Here is an 18,345-nt window from a genome sequence, read left to right as displayed (position 1 = left end):
ATGTGGTTCACTCGTATCAGTATTGGCAACCCCGTACTCGCAACCATGATGATGGTGGCGTTTGTCGTGCTGGGCTTGTTTTCGTACAAACGCTTACGGGTCGATCAGTTTCCCGATATTACGTTTCCCGTTGTCGTGATTCAGACCGACTATCCTGGGGCGTCACCTGAGACTATCGAATCCGATATCACCCGCAAGGTAGAGGAGGCGGTGAACACGATCAATGGCATCAGCGCACTGACATCACGTTCGTACGAAGGTACCTCGGTCGTGATCATGGAATTTGATCTGACCATTGATCCGGCGCAGGCAGCACAAGACGTGCGTGAAAAAGTGGCTTTGGTCAAAACGGGATTTCGCAAAGAAGTCAAAGAGCCGCGTGTGACGCGTTACGACCCGTCAGATAAACCCATCTTTTCTGTTTCGGTGACGAATGATGACAAGATCAAAAAACGCGGTTTTCGCGAGCTGACGACGATCGGTGATCAGATCGTTAAGAAGCGTCTTGAAAATGTGCGCGGCGTTGGCTCCGTCACGCTAGTCGGTGGCGTCAAACGTGAGATCAAGATTTATATCAAACCGAATGAGATGGAAGCTCTGGGCCTGGGTGTCGATCAGGTGATCAACGCAGTAAAAAACGAAAATCAGGAGTTGCCAACCGGTGCGATACGTTCTTTAGATAACGAAAAGATTGTCCAGATACAGGGACGTGTCAAAGACCCAGCGGATTTTGGTCGCATTATTGTGACTAAACGTGGTGGGCAGCCGGTATTTTTATCCCAGGTCGCTACCATTATTGACGGTCAGGAAGAGCAAGAAAGTCTGGCTCTGTATAACGGGCAACGCACGCTGGCGCTTGATATTTTGAAAGCCCAGGGACAGAACACGATTGAAGTCGCCGATGGTCTGGCGGAGGCACTAAAAAATCTGGATCCGCAACTGAAAGCCTTGTATCCGGGTGTGAAGGTACAGATTATTAAAGATAGTTCGCGACAGATACGTGTCGGTGTTGAAAATGTACGCAGGACGCTGATCGAAGGTGCTGCGCTGACTATCCTGATTGTGTTCCTGTTTTTGAATTCATGGCGTTCCACCGTGATTACCGGACTGACTTTGCCAGTGGCTCTGATCGGAACTTTTCTGTTTATGGATATGTTCGGTTTTACCATCAACATGATTACGCTGATGGCATTGTCCCTGTGCGTTGGTTTGCTGATCGATGATGCGATTGTGGTGCGCGAAAATATCGTCCGTCATGCCGGCATGAAAGTGAATGGTAAGTTCAAGGATCATCATACGGCAGCACTGGAAGGAACCGCAGAGATTGGACTCGCCGTGTTGGCAACGACATTCTCGATTGTGGCCGTTTTTTTACCAGTCGGATTCATGGGCGGGATTATTGGGCGCTTCTTTCATCAGTTCGGTATTACGGTGACGGCGGCCGTGTTGATCTCGATGTTTGTGTCCTTCACGCTGGATCCTATGTTGTCGTCGATCTGGCCTGATCCCGATGCACATGGGCATGAGGGGCAAGCGCGAAAAGGGTTTTATGCACATACGATTGGCCGCGTACTGGAACAATTTGAGCGTGGTGTGCAATGGTTTTCGCGCGGCTATCAGAGCATGTTGCGCTGGTCGCTTAAACACCGGATCAAGACTTTAATGATTGCTCTGCTGACTTTTGTCGGTGGTCTGATGATTCCTGCTACAGGATTGATCGGATCAGAGTTTGTGCCGCAAGCTGACTATTCTGAAACGGGTGTGACTTTTTATACACCGGTAGGATCCTCGCTGGAATTGACTGAAACCAAAGTGCATCAGGTCGAGACTGTATTGAAGGAGTTTCCCGAAGTATTAGATACTTACAGCACGGTCAACACCGGCTCAGCACAGGGTAAGAACTATGTGACCACCTACGTCAGACTGGTACCTCGCAAGGACAGGGTGCGCAGTACTTCGCAGATGTCGATTCCTTTACGTAATCGCCTGACTCAAATTGCAGGTATCACGGTCACACATATCGGTGCTTTGGATGGTGTCGGTGGCGACAATAAACAATTGCGCCTGAGCTTGCTGGGAACCGATTTGCGACAGCTCGCCACGCTTTCGGAAGAGGCGCAACGACGTATGCGGGCTATCCCGGGAGTTGTGGATCTGGATACCAGCCTGAAAGCCCAAAAGCCGACAATTTCCGTACGTCCCAAGCGGGATCAGGGCGCTGATCTGGGCATTGGCGTGGCACAAATTGGCGCTGCTCTGCGACCCTTGCTGGCCGGTGAGGCGGCAACGACGTGGCGTGCACCGGACGATGAAAATTATGACGTCTCAGTCCGCTTGTCGCCCAATGACAGAAACAACCAGGATGATTTATCACGATTGATGCTGAGCAGTTCGCAGTTGAATACCGACGGCTCCCCTAAAATGGTCGCGCTGCGTCAGGTGGCGGATATTCAGGCATCTACCGGGGCAAATCAGATTAACCGGCGCGATCTTAATCGTGAGGTGGAGTTGTCGGCGAACGTAGTCGGTCGCTCTGCCGGTGAGGCAAGCGCCGAAGTGAAAAAGGTATTGGATAGCATGCAGTGGCCCCCCGGTTATCGTTACAAGATGGGCGGCGCGTCTAAAAACATGGCGGAGTCTTTTGGCTATGCTTTATCTGCCCTGGCGTTAGCCGTCATCTTCATTTACATGATCCTGGCATCTCAATTCGCCAGCTTCTTGCAACCAGTCGCGATTATGTCGGCCTTGCCTATGACCTTGATTGGCGTATTTTTGGCACTGATGTTCTTCCGTTCGACTTTGAATATGTTCTCTATCATCGGATTCATTATGCTGATGGGATTAGTCACCAAGAACGCAATTTTGCTGGTCGATTTTGCGAATCAGGCACGTAAAGAGGGAATGGAACGTATGGAGGCCCTGCTGGAGGCTGCCCATGTCCGCCTGCGTCCTATTCTGATGACAACCCTGGCGATGGTGTTTGGTATGGTGCCACTGGCATTTGCTTTGACTGAGGGTTCGGAGCAGCGTGCGCCGATGGGGCAGGCGGTGATAGGCGGCATTATTACCTCGTCATTACTGACGTTGGTAGTCGTTCCTGTGATGTACACCTATCTGGATGATTTGGGTGTCTGGTTTAAAAACAAATGGACTTCTTGATCTGGTAATTTGCGCTAGTAATTTGATCTTGTAATTTGACCTGGCAATTTGAACTAATAAACAAGGATTCTTCTAATCGGGGGCTGCGCTTTGATAAAATGCGGATTCCCCACCTATATTGCGACAGAGTAAATACCATGAATATCGAAAAATCCCGTTTCAACATGATAGAACAGCAAATCCGTCCATGGAATGTCCTGGATCTGGATGTCTTGAATCTGCTCATCGTTTGCAAGCGCGAAAATTTTTTCCCCGAGAGTCAAAAAAGCCTGGCCTTCTTTGATACCGAGTTGCCTTTAGCTGGTGGCGCTTTCGCATTAAGCCCTAAACTGGAGGCGCGGATCGTACAGGAGGTCGCGTCAAAAAAATCAGAATCTGTCTGGCTGATTGGTGCCGGTACAGGTTATCTGGCAGCACTGCTGGCGCATCAGGCGAAGCATGTGACCGTGACTGAAACTAATCCTGAATTGATTGCGACAGCCACAAAGAATTTGCGTGATAACGATGTCTCGAATGTCAGCATTATTCAAGCCAGTGGACTGACCGCCCAGCAGGGTGCGGCATATGACGTCATCGTCGTCAGCGGCTCTCTCGAAATCGTTCCGCAAGTATTGCAGGATATGCTCAATATCGGTGGTCGTTTGTTTGTCGTCACCGGACAGGCACCCGTCATGGCAGCGCAACTGATACGCCGTGAATCTGACGCCAGTTTTCAAGCGACAACCTTGTTTGAAACCGTGGTGCCAGCGTTGCCGCAGTCTGAGCACGTATCACGTTTCACCTTTTAAACGATTGCGGAAATTGTCATGCAACATTTAACGGCACCTGAGTTAGCAAGCTGGCTGGCGGACACGTCAAAAAATCCTCCGGTTTTGCTCGATGTCAGGGAACCTTGGGAGTATGAAACTTGTCATATCCCAGGTGTTGTTCTGATGCCGATGCAGAGCATACCGGGACGACAGCAAGAGCTCGATCCTGATTCTACGATCGTCTGCATTTGTCATCACGGAGCACGCAGTATGCAGGTCGCTCATTTTTTAGAGCGCCAGGGATTTACCCAGGTAATCAACCTGACTGGCGGTGTGCATGCCTGGGCACAGTCGGTCGATAGTGCAATGCCGACTTATTGATTGAGACGTTTGACATGTCCGAAACGCTTGAAGCGTAACAAGCTCAAACATAAATTTAACTAACTACTACTCTCTGGAGTGTTACATGCGTAATCCCATCATTGCCACACTGATTGCCAGTGCTTTTCTGACGCTCAATGCCAGCGCTAGCGATCTGCTGCAAATATACAAAGATGCCTTAGTCAATGATGCGCAATACAGTAGCGCCCGCGCTTCGCAAGTAGCAGGTAAAGAAAAATCTGTACAAGGCCGTGCAGGTATTTTGCCAAGTGTGGCATTGAGCGGTAGCGATGTGCGTACCAATAGTAATTTGGAGTCAGATATTGCTGGCCGTGACAGCAAGGGTACTAGCTATACAAATACTTATACATTGGCATTGTCGCAGCCCTTGTTTCGCTGGGCGAACTGGCAGCAATTTGAACAAGGTAAATTATCTGTCGTCGCGAGTGATGCGCAATTTGCCCAGGCTCAGCAAGATTTGATCGTAAGAGTAGGTCAGGCTTATTTCGATGTACTGGCTGCGCAGGACACACTCGCCACTTTGCAGGCTCAAAAGTCCGCAACATCGGAACAACTGGCGTCAGCAAAACGCAATTTCGAAGTTGGCACGTCGACAATTACCGATACGCACGAAGCACAAGCCCGTTATGACTTGATCATTGCCCAGGAATTCGCTGGTCAGAGTGATTTGCAAATCAAACGCGCAGCACTTCAGCAAATCATCGGCAAAGAAGCGAGCGATTTGTCCAGTCTGAAACCCGGCGTTAAACTCAGCTCACCGCAGCCGGAACGTATCGAAGAGTGGGTAGGCTCTGCAGAGAAGCAGAACTATGGTGTAGTCGCCTCACAAGTCGCCTTGGAAATCGCACAACGTGATATCTCAAGAAATCGCGCTGGTCATATGCCAACGCTGGATTTAGTTGCCAGTACTGGACGCACTTCAACAGGCGGCAATTCTTTGTCCGGTACCGGTGTTGTGAAGCCGACGACTATCGGTGTTCAGTGGAGCATTCCTCTGTTCTCTGGTTTTGCTGTAGACAGCCGTGTGCGTGAGTCAATTGCTTTAGAAGATAAAGCCAGAAGCGATCTCGACAATGTACGTCGCACAGCTGCACAAGGAGCGCGTCAAGCCTATTTCGGCGTTAATAGCGGATTGGCACAAGTCAAAGCTCTGGAAGCTGCAGAGATATCTTCTCAATCCGCGCTGGATTCAAACAAGCTTGGTTATCAGGTCGGCGTGCGTATTAATATTGATGTGCTGAATGCACAGCAACAGTTATACACAACACGTCAGAACTTGGCCAAAGCACGTTATGACACGATTATGAATGGCCTGCGTTTGAAATCCGCTGCCGGTACTTTAAAAGAATCGGATCTGGCAGAAATTAATGATTTGCTGCAGCGTTAATTTTTAGTTCAAGTTCAAATCCAATAAAAAAGCTCGCGCAAGCGAGCTTTTTTATTGGACCATCATATTGTTTACAGCCTATCCCAGCCTGATGGTAATTGTTGTACCACTGTCTGTATCAGACAGAATTTGAATATTGCCATCTAAAGCAAACACCCTTTCTCTTAAACCGATCAGGCCAAGACCTGAGGTTATCAGTGCTTGATCAAAACCTGTGCCGTCATCGGAAATGCGGAGATGAACTGCATGGGTCACAGCATCTCTTTGCAGAATGATTTCTACATGTCGGGCATTTGCGTGCTTGATGATATTGGATAAGGCTTCCTGAACGATGCGATAAATTGACATCGCAGAGGCGTTATCTAAGCTGTCAAAATTTCCTTCTGATGAATAGCTGAAATCGCAGCTCGGGTAGTTATTTTGGGAGCTGGAGACCATTTCTGAAATAGCGCCTTCCAGTCCTAGCATGTCTAATACTTCTGGTCGTAAGCGACGTACTAATGCACGTCCGTTATTGTATAAATCGAGTGCGATTTTATTGATCGATTGTGCATGATGTTGAATTGTATCTTGCCCGATTGATGGTGACATTTGTTTGCTTAAATCGATGATGCGCTGTGATTCCAGGCGTACTGCAATCAATGAGGCATTTAGCTCGTCATGTACTTCTAATGCGATACTCTTTCTTTCTTCTTCAACGATGCCATGAATTTTTTGGATTAGCTTTCTTTTTTCCATGTTCGCTTTAAGTGCCTCGTTGCGGGAGGTTTCCAGCTCTACGGTACGCATTGCAACGCGGCTCTCCAGTTCTGTTGTAGAGCGCTGCAAGCTTTCCGCCATTTCCTTGATGGAGATTTGTAATTCGCCGATTTCACCGCCATCTTTTACCGCCAGATCAACAGAGAAGTTACCACTTCTGATTGACCGGCAGGCATCGATGAATTGCGCAAATGTGACTGATAAGGTTCTTGATAGATGCACAGCAAGCCATGCGCTGATGATCAATCCCAGCGCTGCTACTGCTAACTCAACCGCAAATCTATGTTGTTGTTTGTCCTCTAGTTCGGCAAAGGACATGACAACGACGACATATCCCGCTAATTGTGTTTTTGGTGTTGATGGCAGATTGTCGTTTTGTGCAGCGGGATCTGCAACGCTTGGGATCACGTTGACCCAGGTCAGACGCTTTTTAATGGGAAGATCAAAAGTGCGATGGCCGGATATTTTGTGTTCTTTTGACTGGCTATGAAGTAAAACTCTTCGGCTGGCATCTAAAATATCAATACTCCAAATACCTCTCTCGGATTGTACCAACCCGTCTAACGATAGCTTCAGATCAGGGAGTTTGTCCGATGCGAGCGCATATTCACTACTTTCTGCCAATACCTTGGTAACAATATTGCCGCGTTCTTCAATTTCATTTTTAACTTCCTGTGTGTGAAGCCAATATGAATGCCACACCAGCATACAAAAGAGATAGCTCACTGGCACAAGCGTAATAAAGAGCAGACGCTGCCGTATGCTCCAATGTCGCGTTGTGTTGAATTTTCTGATTAGTCCAGACAAATACTCCAGCATTTTTATGCCTGTATCAAGCCATGTTTGAGAGCTAGCTTTGTCATATCGGCTTGTCGGTGAATTCCTAATTTTTCTTTGATCATCTGGCTGGTATTACTGACGGTTTTAGTAGAGATATCTAATTTTTCAGCAATCTCTGCATTCGTAAATCCCTCTGCAATCAGAGTAAATATGTCTAGTGACCGTTCATCTAAAAGTGACTGAGGAGATGCATCACCTTTCACAGACAAATTAGCGAGCCGCTCTGCTATTGCAGGTAAAAAATATAACTCACCGCAATGTGCTTTTCGAATGGCTGTCGCTAAGTCTTGTGGATTGCAATCCTTCGTCACAAACGCCTTACCGCCAAGGCGATACGCTTCTTTGATGAAGCTATCCTGATCAAATTGGCTTAAAAAAATTATTTTTGCCGCAGGGTGTGTGTCGAGAATTTGTTTGGCGACATCGAACCCTGAAAGCTGTTCGCCAAAACGAATATCGAGAATTAATACATCCGGCAGCAATTCTTTGAATTGTTCGATGGCTTCCTGAGTAGTCTTTACTTGTCCGATTACATCAACGTGCTCGCCTTGTAAGGACATGGCAAACCCAGACATGACAATCGGATGATCATCCGCAAACAGGACGCGAATAGTAGTAAGGGAATCTTGCATGAATGCTTTACTTTTCTCTGTGGGAGTAGAAATTATACTTCTATTGAGTATATTTTATGTAATTGCTATTTGAGGTTTACGAGGTAGTTATGCCTCGCAATGGCGAAATCGCTATTTTTCACATCAATCCCCCTTGATTATTATCTTTTTGGCAGTAATTCATTCAGATTATTGCTATTTTCTATTAATTTTAATTCGAAGTTGAGAATAAAATATGCTTCGAAGTAGTTGATATTTCTTTTTTTGAGTTATATATTTGCTTTTAAGTGGCAATTTAATTGCTATTAAAAAGTATTTAAATTTAACAAAAGGGAAAATATATGGAATTTTCTATTTCTGGAAAGAAAAAACCGACATCAATATCAGGTGTTTTGGTCGTGAGCCTATTGCACTTGCTACTCTTAGGCGGTTTGCTTTATGGATTGAGGCCACCCGCAGGTTTTTCGCGCATCGATCCGGATTTCGTCTATGTTGAGCCGACAAAGCCGGAACCTTTACCTGAGCCAAAGGAGTTGTTGCCGCGACCTGTATTGAAGAATCCACTGATACCGGTCGTTGTGCCACCTGATGTGATCGTTTCCCATGAGCCCGCACCAAGTATTACCGTCGTTCAAAGAACTGAGTTCAGTCCACAGGACGATGGCAACCGTACTGGCCCGGTTGAGATGTTAAAAGCGAAGGCGGATCTCGTGCCGGTGTTTATAGGAGCTGTTGTCGAAGCAAAGTCCTGTGAAAAACCTGAGTATCCCCGGAATGCCTTACGCAATGAATACACCGGGACGGTTACTCTGGCCTTACTCGTCGGGATAGACGGCAGAGTCGTTGATGCACGTGTAGAGCAATCAAGTGGATATAAAGAGTTGGATCAGGCCGCCAGAGCTGGCTTAAGTTTGTGTAAATTTAAACCCGCGAGTCTCAACGGACAAGCACAAAAGTCCTGGTCCAAAATACAGTATGTGTGGAGTCTGAGTAGCTAAACGCATTAAAAGGACATTCGCTATGTACATAAACTAAGCGCCACTAATTCCGGCACTCGATTCAAAGGCCCGTTTAAAGTTTGATTAACGGACTTTTGAATCGTAAATTTCATGATGGGTATTGCAAGAGAATTAATCCTGCTAATATGTGCGGCTTGCTGCATCACGCTGTCAGATTGCCTGATGTCTGCACACCTAAGCCCACCTATCGAAAAGGAATGAAAAGATGACGATCAAATCTCGTATGACTCAGCGTATTTTGTTGGCAAGTGCTATGTCTATGCTGGCACTTACTGCCTGTAATAAAACAGAGGTTGCTGCGACCGGTCCAGCGGCAGCTACCGTCAACGGTACAGCGATCAGCGAGAGCCGCGTGGATTTAATGATGAAGCAACGTGCAGCGCAAGGGCAGCCGGACACGCCTGAGGCACGTAAAGAAATCGTTGATCACCTGGCAATGCAGTTATTGATTTCACAGGAAGCGGTAAAAAAGGGGTTGGATAAATCTCAGGAAGTGTTGGATCAGAGTGAATTAACCAAGCAATCCATCTTAGCGAATGCGTTCATTCAGGACTATCTGAAAAACAATGTGATTTCTGATGATGTACTCAACGCAGAATACGACAAACTCAAGACGAAATTGGGCGGCAATGAATACAAGGCTCGTCATATTCTCGTAGAGAAAGAAGCGGATGCCAAAGAGATCATCGCGAAATTGCAAAAAGATCTCAGCGCATTTGAAGCGATTGCGAAACAAAAATCTCTGGATGCCGGTTCAAAAGTAAACGGTGGCGATTTGGGCTGGTTTGATCCTAAGCGTATGGTGCCTGAATTTGGCGATGCCGTTGCTAAACTGGAAAAAGGTAAATTCTCCCAAGAGCCAGTCAAATCACAGTTTGGTTATCACATCATTCTGTTAGAAGATTCCCGCGCCAAAGTGATCCCGCCTCTGGCGCAGATCAAAGACGGCTTGAAACAGCAAGTACAGCAAGAAAGCCTGAAAAAATTGCTGGATGATATTCACACCAAAGCAAAAATTGAAATGGTAAAAGCTGCCGCACCTGCACCAGCATCAACTCCGGCAGCCAGTTCAGCATCTGCTATCGCTGCTTCTGCCGAAGTGAAGGCGACAGAGCCAGAGAAGAAATAATTTTCACAGTTCCTCATTCATTTAAACGATCAGGTAATCAGGTGTCAGATAAAGAGATCGCGAGATTGAGTGAAAAACAGACGAAATAGAAAAGGAGCTTCGGCTCCTTTTTTCATGTCTCTGCATTTGCCGTAAGGCAAGCAATACATCGCACAGAAAAAAAGCGGAATTTCTTGTGGTCTTTATGATATTAAATGATAATAAAGACAACTAAGCTTTTGACAGAGCCGCTTAGTCTTTCATCGGCCCCATGCGCTATGAACGGGGTTTGTCGCGACGCAATGGCCGGCGTGCCTGAATCGGACGCCTTGCCTCTCACAAGTAGGGAGTTGGTTCATGTTCAACGCTATTTCACGACGTCAATTTATCGCTGTTACTGCCGCAGGGAGTGTAATACCTGCATGGGCAAGCTCAGCAAAGGTCCTGGCATCAGATCCCGCAACGCCGAGCAAACTCCCACCAAAGGCGAGAGTCGATCCTGTCACGGATCGCTACTGGGGTGTTGATGTGACAGATCCGTATCGCTGGATGGAGGCGCAGCCTAAAACCGCTGAGTGGGAAACCTGGCTGCGTCAGCAAGGCGAATATACGCGTTCAACTCTCGATGGTTTGCCAAAACGCGCTGCGATATTAAAGCGTCTGGAATTCTACGGCTCCGAGACAGACACTTTGCAATATGTTGCTTCCGCAGGTGGTCGTCTATTTATTTATAAGCGGCTTGGGGGAGAGCAGGGATTTAAAGTATTTGTAAAGGATAAGGCTGATGGTGCCGAGCGTGTCCTGATCGATCCATTGGCCGGACGTAAAGCGGATGAACCGCCAGCGACGTTAGATTATGTGTTGCCGTCTCATACAGGCAGTCATATTGCTTATGGCATCTCTATCGGAGGCTCAGAAGTTACTACAAGCTATATCAAAGACGTGATGAGCGGTGACGTCGTTGAGATCACCCGCATTTTGTCTCGCGGTACTGGATGGAGTGCTGACGGGACGCGGTTTTTTTATTATCGGGTACGGGCCGATGCTGTTCTGGGATCCCAGGATTTTGGTCGCGGCGCAAGTTGCTGGATGCATAAGCTAGGTACGCCACCATCAACGGATGTCGAGGTGCTTCGTGAGGCTGAGGGGCCAGATTATGAGCCCATGGAAGATGACACTCCGCAGGTCAAAGGTGCAATGAATAGTAACTGGGTACTCGGACTACATCTGTTGAACGGAAATGATATCGCAATGGTGTACATCACTAAAGCGCAGGATCTCATCAGTGGCAAGCCGCAGTGGCGCAAGATCGCTGGACGTGCCGCAGGCGTGATGAGTGCAAAACTAGTAGGCGACACCGTCTATATTTTAGCGAAAGGTCGTCAGAGTAACGGTGAGCTGGTCAAGCTGGATGCCAGCACCGGAAACTTCACAAATGGCACAGTCGTATTGCCAGCTGGCGAGGGGGTAATTGACACGATGGACGTTGCCCGCGATGGCATATATGTCCACGACCTGACCAAAGGTCTGGGCGGCTTGCGACGGGTTTCATTTGATGGAAAAATCGAACGGGTTCAATTGCAGAAATCTGGTGCAGTCTGGAATGTATTTGCCACGCAAGATGAAGATGGCCCATGGTTTCAAATGGACGACTTGACCTGGCCGGGTGTTACCTACAAAGTGAATGCCACTGATTTGAGTACAAAGCAGTTTGTTTTTGCGAAGCCCCCGAGCTTCGATGTCGCTGCGTTCAAGACTACTCGTATTGATGCACCAACCCGCGACGGTGTGCGGGTACCGCTGGAAATTCTACATCGGAAGGATATCAAATTAAACCGTCGTAATCCTTTATTGATAGTCGCCTACGGATCGTATGGCTCCATCCTTGACCCCGGATTTAGCGCCAGTAATCTCGCGTTTCTGGAGGCTGGTGGTGTGATCGTTTATGCGCATGTACGAGGCGGTGGAGAGCTTGGCGAATCCTGGCATCTGGCAGGGAAAAAAGCGACCAAGCCAAATACCTGGCGTGATGCAATTGACTCGGCAGAGCACCTGATCAAGCTGGGCTGGACAGCGAAAAAACATCTCGCCTTGTGGGGTACTTCTGCTGGCGGCATCATGGTCGGCAGAGCGATTACCGAACGTCCAGATTTGTTTGCCGCCGCAATCGGCGAGGTTGGGTTATTCAATACTTTGCGATTTGAGTTAACTGCAAACGGACCGGGCAATGATGCTGAATTTGGTACCGTAAAAAAAGAAGACGAGTTCCACGCACTACAAAAAATGGATGCCTATCATTCGGTAAAAGACGGCACGCGTTATCCCGCTGCCTTATTGATTACCGGTGCAAATGATCTCAGGGTTGAGCCATGGCAAATTGGTAAATTCGCTGCTCGCTTACAGGCGGCCTCTACCAATGTCCCCGGTGCTTTATTGAGAGTCGATTATGAGACAGGGCATTTTGCGACGTCGCGTAAAAATGGCATGGCAAAAATGGCGGATATTTTTTCCTTCATTTTTGCACATACAACTTAATCACTAAGCCAAAATTTTTTATCCCTTCTGATCGCGAGACTTAAAGCGCGTCATACCAACGGGGCGTAAGGCAAGATGTTTTGTTTTTCGCCCCGTTACTCTTGCTCGCCATAGCGCAAAACTTGAGCGTTTTAAATTGCCACGCATCAGTTTGATTACCTCGGATTCGTTCAGGCCAAATTGCGCCTTGATGGCATCGAACGCAGTCCGGTCTTCCCAGGCCATTTGGATAATCCTGTTGATATCATCCGGTTCCAGATTGATTGTGGGCATCGTTGAGTTGGGTCGCTAAACTACTAAAATTTACTAAGTTAAATGGTCAATTTGTCGTGCTGATTTGTACGACTGAGTGCATGAGACTCAGGTCGCCTGCAAGCTGTCGATCAACTGGTGAAGTCCATCAGTCAGTGCTTGTACAGAAGTCGTCATATCCCAATTGTCATCGCCAATTTTTGCGATATTTGAGATAGCACGCAGTTCCAAGAAACGCTGATTCTCATGCAGACAAACATAGAAGAACGCTGCACCTTCCATATTCTCTATATCGATGTTGCCAGTATCAACAAATGGCGCAAGAGCCGCATTCAACGACAAACTATTCGCTCGTTTAAATGGTGTATCTACAGGAATGTGAGGACAGTGCAGCGTATGACGTCGTTCAAATTCCATTGCAATTGGCAGGTGTGCCATATGCACAAATCCATTTGTCGTAAAAAACCCCAAATCCGCTTCCACCTCACTCTCGACCAGCGCTACATCAAATAGTTTGAGCGACGAGTGTTCATAGACGCCGGCAATTCCAGCCAGAATCAGAATGTCCGGCTGATCAGACTGAATCGCTTTCAACGTTGCCATAGTCGTCGCAGTGAGTCCAACACCAGAGATGATGGTATGAACGCCATCCCGTTGAAACAAGCTGGCCTCGGTATGCGTAGGGAAAAGTACAGTAATTTTCATTTCACAATTTTACCGCGCCGGATTTAAGGGAGAGCAGTAATTTCCGTGACAACGTCAACACGATTGATCATGCTCAATCAGTCATATCGTGTATGGACTCTGTTGAGTCACAGAGTTTTTCGTGATGGGCAATATTAGTTGCGACTGACTTTACTGCAGAAATTTGGATGTCAATAATTCCTGCCAGCGATACATTTCCTTATTCTGATGGGATTGTGCCGCTATCTCTTCAGGTTTTTCGTTGCGGCAACGAGATTCAAATGCAACTAAATGTTGTAATTTGTAAGCAAATGTATAAATAACGATTGGAAGATGGATCCTTACAATTTATGATTGAAACAACCACTGCTACAGACAGCAATGCCATTTTTTCTTCATCAACGTACTTTTTAAAACACCACAATGGATAAAAAGCTATCGCGTAATAATAAGGAAAAAGTGTTGCGCCGACTGGACACACTCCTTCAGCAGAAAGGGTTTCTCAGGAACAAATCGATGTATTTCATTCGTACATCACTTCCCCATCTGGAATATATTCACCTCCATCATGCCACCACCAACACATCTTTTCGTATCACGATGGGAATGCACATTGTGGATGATGCCTGGAATACCCTTGGCTTAAACGACCTGGTCGGCGAACAATACCGGTCTGGGCTAGACAGTGAGCGGACTAACGTATTTCAATATGCTGAAGATGAACACTCTGTGACAATGTGTGCGAAAAAGATCTTTGATTTTGTCGAGAGTGTAGTTGAGCCTTGGTATCAATCGATGCGTAATCACGCATTCCTGATGTCCTATGAGGATTCCCTCTATACAAGCAAAGAAAGAGACATGCTCTCGCGCTCGACGACGATTGATACCAACGTTTGCGCTGTTGGTTAATGTGCGTGCATAGACTTTTTTAAGAGTAATTGGCTCGACAGGCTATTTATTTTTAAAGCAAGAGATTCATAACTCGTGACAAATCGTACAAGCAATATTCTCTTCGAGTTATTTTCATTAAGCTAGATAGACTTAGGACGTTGTCCGTTTATTCGCAATCCCCGTGTTTCGAGATGCTCGAACAATCTACTTACGGCGCGCTCTTTGTATTTGAAATCGCCAGACCGAGAACACCAATGAAGGCGAGTACCGTCATTAAGCAGAAAACTCACTTGATGTTGACGGGACATAAAAGCCCATTTCAATCCAGTTATTAATGCAAGTGCCAGAAGACCAATCCGGATGGATGTTCCTTGTTCAAGGTGTGCACCATAAACACCTATCAGATAGAAAATTGTAAGCATCAAAGCAACCAGCAAGATACCAAAAAAAATACGTACGGGTGATAACCTAGATTGGTAGTCTATTTGAGTGCAATTAGTTATTGGTATTTCCTCTATCTCATAAGGCATTTTGATCGAAAACCTTTTGCGAAGAACTCTAAAATAATCCGTGCTAATGCTCACTACCTGATTAATATGATATGCGTATTTCTCTGGCGAAACAAATATAGCGACGACTTCTTCATGCATTGACATAGTTGGATTCTCTAACGATTTAGATGGAAAACTGCTGAGCATGCCAGGTAATGATCGGAGCATGTTTTAGCCGTTCGAAAATAGGTAGGCACCGATATCAAATCATTAGGCGACATGCAGATAGGTTATTGGGAATACTACTATATTTAGTTGCTTTATGGATATTTTAAGGGTAATGGACCTTATCGTATTTAACTAAAATAGTGTTGAATTTCCAATTTCACAACAGCAAGATGTAATACCCTCATACTCTGTCTTTGACTTCACTAAATAAGACCTAGGGACTTGAGAGGGCGACTTTTTCATGGCTATCCGCAGGCGGTCGCTAGCAAATAGCTAAAGTTATTGAAAGATTAGATGGAACTACGTAAATCACCGCCACATGCACGAATCAGTGAGGCCGTGGCCGTATAACCGTAAAATGTTGGATGAATGGTATTCAAGCCCACCAATTTGATATGAAATAAGGCCAGTGATATTCACGGGCCTTATTTTTAAGAACGAAAACAGGGGTAGTTACAGTAACTACTTTTTTTTAAATCATAAATTGCTTTAGTTTTGCTATCAAATGATTAGTACAGCTTTATGCCTTAACCACAAGAATATTAGTTAAAAAATCGCAGATTAATTTAACCGCAAGCACCCACATAACCGCAAGACACACAACGACTGCAGCCGTCTATTTTCTGCAAGGCATATGCGCCGCAATCCGGGCATTTTTTGCCAATGGCGACGTAGCTGATCGGGGCGGTCTCACCTTCGTAAGCCAGGTCATCCATGCCGTAGGCGAGGCTTTTGCTGCGGAACTGTTCTGCCAACACGGTCACCGGTACCTGATTGCCTGAGGCGTCAATAAAGCCGCGTTTGATCAGAATGCGTTGCAGAGAATAGCCAATTGCTGCGACTTCAGATTCGTGAAATAGTGGTGCTTGCGTGCCATCTTCTTTGGTGATGGTGCCGCAACGTACTGTACCTTTGTCCCAGACTACTTCACGCATGTCGGCTAGTGCTTTGGCGATAGATCCGCCGGAGCGTGCTGCCATTGATAACAGGCGCATGCTTGCTGAAATCCATTGCTGGCCATCGTTCTTTTGTCCGGCTGGCATGAAGAATTCAAATGGGCGTTCTATTGTTACGCGCTCGCCGCCGACCATGCCTTGCAAGTGGATGAAGCTGACTGTCAGGTAGACAGTTTTCTTTCCTTCGTAGGTCATATACTGGACTTTGGATGTCACTGATTCCAGATCGCCAAAAGGCCGGCCGTCGAATTGTTTGCGTAACAAGTCGTCGTCAGGAACCGTATTGACTACTGGTGCTGCCACTTCTGTTGCGACGGATAATACGCTGCCCAGAATACTGTTCGGGCGGTAGGTTGCCAGGCCCTTGAGGCCAGCGCGCCAGGCGTCCATATACAGATTCTGGAAATCCTCGTACGGATAATCTGCGGGGACATTGACCGTTTTTGAAATCGAAGAATCGATGTAAGGCTGCACCACTTGCAGCATCTTCATATGGTCGGTTGCCGACATGTTTAGTGCGGTGACAAATTGTGCCGGTAATTTGCTGTCGTCGCTGACGTCATTACCCATGTGGCGATATAGACGCCACGCATGATCAGCGACTTCGTAGATTTTGCTTTCGCCATCGTGCATGCGTTTTTTGCGGTTATAGACCCAGGAGAACGCAGGCTCAATTCCGTTCGAAGCATTGTCGGCAAACGCGAGGGTAATCGTGCCTGTTGGCGCGATAGATAGCAGATGGGAATTGCGCAGACCGTTCTTGGCAATCGCTGTGCGGATGTTTTTTGGCAAGCGCTTGGCGAACAGACCTGCCAAATATTTGTCGCCGTCGAATAAAGGAAATGCGCCTTTTTCTTTCGCAAGTTCGGATGAGGCCAGATATGCGGCATCGCGCATGACTTCGGAGATTTTTTGCGCGACTGCACGACCTTCGTCTGAGTCGTAACGCAAGCCCATCATGACCAGCGTACTGCCGATGCCGAGATAGCCCAGGCCGATGCGGCGTTTGGATTGTGCTTCGGCTTCTTGTTGCGGCAAAGGCCACGCCGTCGCTTCCAGTACATTGTCCAGCATGCGAATGGCGATACTGACGACGGTTTTAAATTTATCGTAATCAAAACTCACCGCATCTGAGAATGGTGCGGTCACAAATCTGGTCAGATTGATTGAGCCCAGGCAGCAGCAACCGTAGTCGGGCAGTGGTTGTTCGGCGCAAGGATTGGTCGCTTCAATTTTTTCGCAGTAGTACAGATTGTTTTCTGTATTCATGCGTGACAGGAACAGGATGCCAGGTTCGGCGTGATCGTAAGTCGATCGCATGACTTCATCCCATAGCGCACGGGCCCGTACCGTCTGATGTACCCAGATACCGTCCTCACGTTGATAGGCGCCGGCTTCTTTTTTCTCATCACCTGGCTCGGCTCTATGTACCAGGCAATAATCGCTATCGTTGGCGACGGCTTCCATAAATTCATCGGTCACGCCAATCGAGATATTGAAGTTAGTCAGACCACCTTGATCCTTGGAGCGGATAAACTCCAGAATGTCTGGATGGTCACCGCGCAATACACCCATTTGCGCGCCACGACGCGCACCCGCCGACTCGACGGTGGAGCAGGACGCATTGAATACCTGCATAAACGAGACCGGGCCAGACGCACGTGAACGAGTGCCGCGCACCAGAGAATCTTTTGGGCGTATCGTAGAAAAATCGTAACCCACGCCACCACCGCGGCGCATGGTTTCTGCCGCATCGGATAAGGCTGTGTAGATGCCGGGTTTGCCGTTGGTGGTACTGGATACCGAGTCACCGACTGGTTGTACGAAGCAGTTAATCAACGTTGCATGTAAATCCATACCTGCAGCGGAATTGATACGGCCAGCAGGGACGAAGCCATTTTGTTGTGCCCACAAGAATTTTTCTTCGTAATAACCGTGAAAATCTGCGCCCTCTACCGACGCCAGTGCTTTGGCTACACGCTGCTGAACTTCAAGAATATTTGATTCATTACCCTTGGCATATTTTTCGAGGAGAACGTCGAGAGAAATTTCCTGGGTTGGCATTTCAGTGATGCCGAGCATTTTGTCGTTGGCGTTCATGGTTCTCTGATTCCGTTCATTCATGTAAAGCAAAAAATAGGGGATGCAAATATTGGAAGGTATCAATGCAACTGTAGATGTGCCGGGTGACTGCGCAGCCACCAGCAATGCCAATGTAAAGAGCAAGCTAAGCGCAATAAATTAGTAAAAAGGCAGGAAATTTTCAAATAGAGA

Annotated in this window: 14 protein-coding genes; 8 read left to right on the top strand and 6 right to left on the bottom strand. The window is 47.2% G+C overall.

What is annotated here, in order from left to right:
* The 4 genes from ACO0K4_RS15955 to ACO0K4_RS15940 all read left to right on the top strand — a co-directional run bounded on the left by ACO0K4_RS15955 (window position 1) and on the right by ACO0K4_RS15940 (window position 5,697).
* The gene (locus tag ACO0K4_RS15955) at window positions 1-3,159 is read left to right on the top strand and encodes an efflux RND transporter permease subunit (RefSeq protein WP_422957641.1); all 3,159 of its coding nucleotides are present in this window, start codon (window positions 1-3) and stop codon (window positions 3,157-3,159) included.
* 137 nt (window positions 3,160-3,296) lie between these two features.
* The gene (locus ACO0K4_RS15950; RefSeq protein ID WP_422957640.1) at window positions 3,297-3,947 is read left to right on the top strand and encodes a protein-L-isoaspartate O-methyltransferase family protein; all 651 of its coding nucleotides are present in this window, start codon (window positions 3,297-3,299) and stop codon (window positions 3,945-3,947) included.
* 18 nt (window positions 3,948-3,965) lie between these two features.
* Window positions 3,966-4,289, top strand: a complete 324-nt coding sequence (locus tag ACO0K4_RS15945; RefSeq protein ID WP_422957639.1) for a rhodanese-like domain-containing protein — start codon at window positions 3,966-3,968, stop codon at window positions 4,287-4,289.
* A gap of 85 nt (window positions 4,290-4,374) precedes the next feature.
* Complete coding sequence (locus ACO0K4_RS15940) at window positions 4,375-5,697, top strand: TolC family outer membrane protein (RefSeq protein WP_422957638.1); 1,323 nt, start codon at window positions 4,375-4,377, stop codon at window positions 5,695-5,697.
* Window positions 5,698-5,775: 78 nt separating this feature from the next.
* Here ACO0K4_RS15940 and ACO0K4_RS15935 read toward each other — a convergent pair whose 3' ends face one another.
* Both ACO0K4_RS15935 and ACO0K4_RS15930 read right to left on the bottom strand, forming a co-directional pair.
* Entirely contained in the window at window positions 5,776-7,275 is a 1,500-nt protein-coding gene (locus ACO0K4_RS15935) for an ATP-binding protein (protein ID WP_422957637.1), read from the bottom strand.
* 2 nt (window positions 7,276-7,277) lie between these two features.
* Window positions 7,278-7,928, bottom strand: coding sequence for a response regulator (locus ACO0K4_RS15930; RefSeq protein ID WP_422957636.1), 651 nt, complete (start codon window positions 7,926-7,928; stop codon window positions 7,278-7,280).
* 320 nt (window positions 7,929-8,248) lie between these two features.
* On the opposite strand from ACO0K4_RS15930, the gene ACO0K4_RS15925 reads away from it, so the two are divergent.
* The 3 genes from ACO0K4_RS15925 to ACO0K4_RS15915 all read left to right on the top strand — a co-directional run bounded on the left by ACO0K4_RS15925 (window position 8,249) and on the right by ACO0K4_RS15915 (window position 12,569).
* Complete coding sequence (locus ACO0K4_RS15925) at window positions 8,249-8,905, top strand: energy transducer TonB (protein WP_422957635.1); 657 nt, start codon at window positions 8,249-8,251, stop codon at window positions 8,903-8,905.
* A gap of 226 nt (window positions 8,906-9,131) precedes the next feature.
* Window positions 9,132-10,055 carry a peptidylprolyl isomerase gene (locus ACO0K4_RS15920; protein ID WP_422957634.1) on the top strand — a complete coding sequence of 308 codons (924 nt, stop codon included), beginning with the start codon at window positions 9,132-9,134 and terminating at the stop codon, window positions 10,053-10,055.
* A 336-nt stretch (window positions 10,056-10,391) separates the two neighbouring features.
* Window positions 10,392-12,569, top strand: coding sequence for a prolyl oligopeptidase family serine peptidase (locus tag ACO0K4_RS15915; RefSeq protein ID WP_422957633.1), 2,178 nt, complete (start codon window positions 10,392-10,394; stop codon window positions 12,567-12,569).
* A gap of 18 nt (window positions 12,570-12,587) precedes the next feature.
* Here the strand turns inward: ACO0K4_RS15915 and ACO0K4_RS15910 are convergent, their stop codons facing one another.
* Both ACO0K4_RS15910 and ACO0K4_RS15905 read right to left on the bottom strand, forming a co-directional pair.
* Window positions 12,588-12,842 carry a TIGR03643 family protein gene (locus ACO0K4_RS15910; protein WP_422957632.1) on the bottom strand — a complete coding sequence of 85 codons (255 nt, stop codon included), beginning with the start codon at window positions 12,840-12,842 and terminating at the stop codon, window positions 12,588-12,590.
* A gap of 87 nt (window positions 12,843-12,929) precedes the next feature.
* Window positions 12,930-13,526: a hypothetical protein gene (locus ACO0K4_RS15905; RefSeq protein WP_422957631.1), complete on the bottom strand. Its 597-nt coding sequence runs from the start codon at window positions 13,524-13,526 to the stop codon at window positions 12,930-12,932.
* A 402-nt stretch (window positions 13,527-13,928) separates the two neighbouring features.
* On the opposite strand from ACO0K4_RS15905, the gene ACO0K4_RS15900 reads away from it, so the two are divergent.
* Entirely contained in the window at window positions 13,929-14,414 is a 486-nt protein-coding gene (locus tag ACO0K4_RS15900; RefSeq protein ID WP_422957630.1) for a hypothetical protein, read from the top strand.
* Between the two features lie 122 nt (window positions 14,415-14,536).
* Here the strand turns inward: ACO0K4_RS15900 and ACO0K4_RS15895 are convergent, their stop codons facing one another.
* Both ACO0K4_RS15895 and ACO0K4_RS15890 read right to left on the bottom strand, forming a co-directional pair.
* A complete protein-coding gene (locus ACO0K4_RS15895; RefSeq protein ID WP_422957629.1) occupies window positions 14,537-15,052 on the bottom strand; it encodes a hypothetical protein in 516 nt (171 codons plus the stop codon).
* Between the two features lie 629 nt (window positions 15,053-15,681).
* Window positions 15,682-18,171 (bottom strand): adenosylcobalamin-dependent ribonucleoside-diphosphate reductase, encoded by a 2,490-nt coding sequence (locus ACO0K4_RS15890; RefSeq protein ID WP_422957628.1) that lies wholly within the window; start codon window positions 18,169-18,171, stop codon window positions 15,682-15,684.
* Window positions 18,172-18,345 lie beyond the last annotated feature (174 nt).

The organism is Undibacterium sp. RuTC16W, from assembly GCF_049339445.1.
Taxonomy (GTDB): domain Bacteria; phylum Pseudomonadota; class Gammaproteobacteria; order Burkholderiales; family Burkholderiaceae_D; genus Undibacterium.
The sequence above is the reverse complement of the archived record's forward strand: the minus strand, read 5'-3'. Positions and strand labels throughout refer to the sequence as shown.

Bases quoted from the DNA above. Each gene is read 5' to 3' on its own strand.
- ACO0K4_RS15955 (WP_422957641.1), top strand. From the start codon at position 1: ATGTGGTTCACTCGTATCAGTATTGGCAACCCCGTACTCGCAACCATG.
- ACO0K4_RS15950 (WP_422957640.1), top strand. From the start codon at position 3,297: ATGAATATCGAAAAATCCCGTTTCAACATGATAGAACAGCAAATCCGT.
- ACO0K4_RS15945 (WP_422957639.1), top strand. From the start codon at position 3,966: ATGCAACATTTAACGGCACCTGAGTTAGCAAGCTGGCTGGCGGACACG.
- ACO0K4_RS15940 (WP_422957638.1), top strand. From the start codon at position 4,375: ATGCGTAATCCCATCATTGCCACACTGATTGCCAGTGCTTTTCTGACG.
- ACO0K4_RS15935 (WP_422957637.1), bottom strand. From the start codon at position 7,275: ATGCTGGAGTATTTGTCTGGACTAATCAGAAAATTCAACACAACGCGA.
- ACO0K4_RS15930 (WP_422957636.1), bottom strand. From the start codon at position 7,928: ATGCAAGATTCCCTTACTACTATTCGCGTCCTGTTTGCGGATGATCAT.
- ACO0K4_RS15925 (WP_422957635.1), top strand. From the start codon at position 8,249: ATGGAATTTTCTATTTCTGGAAAGAAAAAACCGACATCAATATCAGGT.
- ACO0K4_RS15920 (WP_422957634.1), top strand. From the start codon at position 9,132: ATGACGATCAAATCTCGTATGACTCAGCGTATTTTGTTGGCAAGTGCT.
- ACO0K4_RS15915 (WP_422957633.1), top strand. From the start codon at position 10,392: ATGTTCAACGCTATTTCACGACGTCAATTTATCGCTGTTACTGCCGCA.
- ACO0K4_RS15910 (WP_422957632.1), bottom strand. From the start codon at position 12,842: ATGCCCACAATCAATCTGGAACCGGATGATATCAACAGGATTATCCAA.
- ACO0K4_RS15905 (WP_422957631.1), bottom strand. From the start codon at position 13,526: ATGAAAATTACTGTACTTTTCCCTACGCATACCGAGGCCAGCTTGTTT.
- ACO0K4_RS15900 (WP_422957630.1), top strand. From the start codon at position 13,929: ATGGATAAAAAGCTATCGCGTAATAATAAGGAAAAAGTGTTGCGCCGA.
- ACO0K4_RS15895 (WP_422957629.1), bottom strand. From the start codon at position 15,052: ATGTCAATGCATGAAGAAGTCGTCGCTATATTTGTTTCGCCAGAGAAA.
- ACO0K4_RS15890 (WP_422957628.1), bottom strand. From the start codon at position 18,171: ATGAACGCCAACGACAAAATGCTCGGCATCACTGAAATGCCAACCCAG.